Below are 3,746 nucleotides of genomic sequence, written 5' to 3'. Positions count from 1 at the left end.
ATACTTCCGGCAACCTTCTGTCAAATTCAATTAGAGCACCGGCAAAACCTTTTATATCATTCCTATGACCATACAGCATATCATAATCAATAAGGTTGGTAAATATAAGTCCTGAAAAATTTTGAGATATAAAATTCAACATCTTATCTATTCCATCTATATTTCCTTGAGTATGAACAGACTCGGTAATTCCTTGATTCACAAAAATATCATCAATTTTCCCTACTGTCTTAACTTCATACCCTTTTTCGACTATGTAATCAAGTAAAGTTTTTTTTATGGGTTTTAAAGAAAAATCTCTGCGCCTTTCCGTCCTGGTAAATTTACCTTCTTGACCGGTAAAAGGCCTTGCTATTACTCTTCCTACAGCATGTCTGCCCTGTAGTATTTCTCTGGCAATTTTACACATATTGTACAATTCTTCAACAGGAATAATCTCTTCATGTGCAGCTACCTGAAAAACACTGTCGGCAGAAGTATAAACTATCGGATATCCTGTATTTAAATGCTCTCTACCTAACTTGTTTATTATCTCTGTACCTGATGCAGGAATATTACCCAACACTTTTCTGTTAATAGCATCTTCAAACTTTTTAATTATAGACTTGGGAAACCCTTTAGGATAAAGCGGAAAAGGTTTATCCATTATAATGCCGGCAATTTCCCAATGTCCTGTTGTTGTATCTTTCCCAGGTGATTTTTCCGCCATCCTGCCGAAGCAGCCTTCAGGAAAAGAGTTTTTAGGGAAGCCTTTTATTCCCTCAATATTTCCCAATCCTAGTTTTTCAAGGTTGGGTAGCCTGAAATCTTTAATAACTTCTGCAATATTGCCTAATGTATTGCTGCCTTCATCGCCATATTCGGTTGCATCCGGCAATTCACCTATCCCTACACCATCTAATACTATTATTATTGCTCTTTTCATTTCAATAAACTCCTTTAAGAAATAATAGGATAAAAAATATAGGACAAAAATATAAGACAGGTTACTTTTAAGCCCTTGGGTGGGTTTTTTTGTAAACTTCTTTTATTCTGTTTCTGGCAATTTGGGCATAAATTTGGGTTGATGATATATCGGAATGGCCCAACATTTCCTGTATTGACCTTAAATCAGCACCGTTCTCCAGTAAATGCGCTGCAAAGGAGTGTCTTAATGTATGAGGTGTTATATCTTTACCAATCTTTGCCTGGTTCTTATATTGTTTTATTATTTTCCAGAACCCCTGTCTTGTCAGTCTCTTGCCGTTAACATTTACAAATAATGCCTTTTCATCATTGTATTTTACCATGTTTTTTCTTGCTTTATTCATATAATCCTGTAGAGCTTTTAAAGCCAAAGAACCTATGGGTATTATCCTCTCTTTGTTCCCTTTATTACATTTAACGAATCCTACATCGAAGTTTATATCGGAGATATTTAAATTAATTAATTCCGATACTCTTATTCCAGTGGCATATAGTAATTCAAGCATGGCTTTGTCTCTGTATCCTTTCAGATCGGTACACTTTGGTTGCTCAAGTAGTAACTCTACTTCCTGAGTAGAAAGTATCTGGGGTAACTTTTTCTCTACTCTCGGAGATTCTAACTCGATAGTAGGATCATGCTCAATTACTTTACTTTTAGCCAGGTATTGATAAAAAGACCTAATAGATGCAAGATTTCGGGAAATTGTGGAAGTTGCGCGGCCTTTTTTTTGTAAATGAAGTAAATAGGTAATTATTGTAGCTTTATTAGTATTTGCAATACTGTTAAGACTCAATTCCTGTAAATAAGATATGTACTGTTCAATATCCCTCTTGTATGACTGTAAAGTATTTAACGCCAAATGTTTCCTCTGCTCAAGGTAATTAACATATTTTTCAACCAATCCTTCCATTAAACAACTACTCCTTTTATCTTAGTTTTACTTGACAATATAACAATATATATTTAAATACTAATTATATAGTTAACGTATTAGTACTCTTGATACTATTTTTGTTTAATAACCTTCGTAAATAGTATTACCAATTTATTGCCACTTTTATACATTATGTAACAATTACTGGAGTAATTATTCTTATAAATACAGGTATTATGTAAGTTTCTATTAATGTACCAATCAAAATAAATATACTAAAAAATATAGTAGATAAACTGTATCCAATAAAGTCCATCCTCAGGTTTTGCTTTAGGACTTGCTTTATTGATTTACTCCTTATAATATTCAAGGAAAAGTTTATTCCATTTACCCCCAATGCTATAATACAGGGTATTACAATTATTTCTTTCGGTAAAATTGCTAAAAAACTGAATAATATACCTTTTATCCCCATTGTTTTTATAATAAACCCTGAACTAAAACCTATTATAAAACCCTTAGTTAATATTAGCAGGAATATAAAGGGAATCCCTATTATGGTTACTCCTAACACCCATAACAAAACTATTGTCTTTGTATTCTCCTGCAAAGAAATCATTAACAGTTCATTACTATTTACTCTCTGTTTACCCATTATTTGTAAAAACCCTTTAAAATAATGGACAAGTTCGTCATTCTGCAGTGTACTTAAACCATTTACGGTAAAAGCTCCTGCAGAAACACCTATTACAAATATCATAAATAATAAAAAATACCTATTTGAGTTATTTTTAAAATGTTTATATAATAATTCCCGTATTTTATTAAGCAAAATTTATCCCTTCTTGATATTTTTATAAAACTCTTTTTATTAAGATGTGTATGCATAATATACGGGAAAAATTACATCCAAAATAACAACCACATATAAAAATATATGTAAACTTTTCTTTCTACATTAATTATTTCCCTTTTACTACTATTATTTATATTTTTCTCCTATTTTCTTAGCCTTTTCTGTACATTTTTCCATAGCTTCCATTATTGCATGGCGAAAAGAATTTTTTTCAAGAATTTTTACTGCTTCTATAGTTGTCCCCGCCGGTGTACATATTTCATCCTTAAGTTCAGCCGGATGCTTGCCCGTTTCTAAAACCATTTTAGCAGACCCTAATACTGCCTGGGCAGCCATTGTGTATGCGGATCTTCTGGGTATACCATGTAATACGGCAGCATCTGCCATAGATTCAATTAACATAAATACATATGCAGGACTACTGGATGTAAGGGCTACAACTTCATCCATAAGGTTTTCCTCTAATATTTCAACCCTGCCCACTGTCTGAAAAAGAATCTTTACAATCTCTATTTCCTCTTTACTGATAATGTCTTGGTGGTAAGAAATTAATGTCATACCTTCAGATACCAACGCCGGCCTATTGGGCATTGTCCTTACAACTTTTGCATTTTTGCCCAATATTTCCTTATATGTACTTATTGGCACTCCTGCTGCAATTGAGACCAGTATTTTACTATTAAAAAGATGCTTGCATGGTTCAAGAACAGTCCTTATTACACTGGGTACTACAGCAAGTATAATAATGTCGGATTTGACTATAACCTCTTCATTGCTTTTCAAAGCTGTTACTCCTGTTTCTTTTTCCAGCTGATCAACTTTATCTATATCTATATCAAAAACATAAATTTTTTCTGGTGGTATTATCCCCGCTTTTGCTATTCCTTTAGCAATAGCCGAACCCATTTTACCTGCCCCTATAAAACCAACACCTACTTCCATTTCTGCCTCCATGTCTTAAAATATTTCATAGTTTTTTGTATATAATATAATAATATCATATATTTTACCAAAATCAACATACAAAATAGTTTAACTTTTTGACTTTT

Annotated in this window: 4 protein-coding genes; all 4 read right to left on the bottom strand. The window is 32.6% G+C overall.

The window, feature by feature from the left end; genetic code table 11:
- A partial coding sequence (locus tag HPY74_20250) for a phosphopentomutase (protein NSW92940.1) occupies window positions 1–925 on the bottom strand: 925 nt, incomplete at its 3' end.
- Between the two features lie 67 nt (window positions 926–992).
- Window positions 993–1,877, bottom strand: coding sequence for a site-specific tyrosine recombinase XerD (gene xerD / locus HPY74_20245; GenBank protein ID NSW92939.1), 885 nt, complete (start codon window positions 1,875–1,877; stop codon window positions 993–995).
- A 154-nt stretch (window positions 1,878–2,031) separates the two neighbouring features.
- Window positions 2,032–2,673: a stage II sporulation protein M gene (gene spoIIM / locus HPY74_20240; GenBank protein ID NSW92938.1), complete on the bottom strand. Its 642-nt coding sequence runs from the start codon at window positions 2,671–2,673 to the stop codon at window positions 2,032–2,034.
- Between the two features lie 150 nt (window positions 2,674–2,823).
- Window positions 2,824–3,639, bottom strand: coding sequence for a pyrroline-5-carboxylate reductase (gene proC, locus HPY74_20235; GenBank protein ID NSW92937.1), 816 nt, complete (start codon window positions 3,637–3,639; stop codon window positions 2,824–2,826).
- Window positions 3,640–3,746 lie beyond the last annotated feature (107 nt).

It is taken from the genome of Bacillota bacterium (assembly GCA_013314855.1).
Lineage (GTDB): Bacteria > Bacillota > Clostridia > Acetivibrionales > DUMC01 > Ch48.
The sequence above is the reverse complement of the archived record's forward strand: the minus strand, read 5'-3'. Positions and strand labels throughout refer to the sequence as shown.

Coding starts and splice junctions, on each gene's coding strand:
- proC (NSW92937.1), bottom strand. CDS start 3,639: ATGGAAGTAGGTGTTGGTTTTATAGGGGCAGGTAAAATGGGTTCGGCT.
- xerD (NSW92939.1), bottom strand. CDS start 1,877: ATGGAAGGATTGGTTGAAAAATATGTTAATTACCTTGAGCAGAGGAAA.